This window comes from Acetobacter malorum, assembly GCF_002153605.1.
GTDB classification, from domain to species: Bacteria; Pseudomonadota; Alphaproteobacteria; order Acetobacterales; family Acetobacteraceae; genus Acetobacter; species Acetobacter malorum_A.
In genome coordinates this window covers 1-478 of sequence record NZ_JOPG01000062.1, presented here as the reverse complement: position 1 = coordinate 478, position 478 = coordinate 1, and the positions used below count along the sequence as shown (strand labels likewise).

The 478-nt window shown below is 54.6% G+C and carries 1 protein-coding gene; it reads right to left on the bottom strand.

Going from position 1 to position 478, the window contains the following annotated elements:
- A partial coding sequence (locus HK23_RS13820; protein WP_143217583.1) for a DDE-type integrase/transposase/recombinase occupies nt 1-478 on the bottom strand: 478 nt, incomplete at both ends.

The window sequence follows — 478 nt, the reverse complement described above, 5'->3', positions numbered from 1 at the left end:
TCCCCTGTTTTTCGGCCCATGAAACCACCGTATGACTGACATATTCAGGGCCATTGTCCATTCGGATAGCCTCGGGCCTGCCGCGCCACTCCATAACCTGTTCCAGACAGCGAACAACCCGGCAGGCCGGCAGGGAAAAATCAACCTCAATCGCCAGTCCTTCACGATTGAAGTCATCCAGAATGTTCAGAAGCCGAAAAGCGCGTCCATCCAAAAGTCTGTCCGCCATGAAGTCCATGGACCAGACCGTGTTGGGAAGGGCCGGAACCGACAGCTTTTCAGGCTTTTCGCGAACCAGACGCTTGCGGGGTTTAATCCGCAGGTTGAGTTCCAGTTCCCGATAGATCCGATAAACCCGCTTATGATTCCAGAGCAGTCCCTGCACATTGCGCAGATACAGGAAACACAGACCAAATCCCCATCTCCTGTGAGCCTGGGTCAGTCCCACCAGAAGATCGGCAATCCTGTCGTTCTCCGC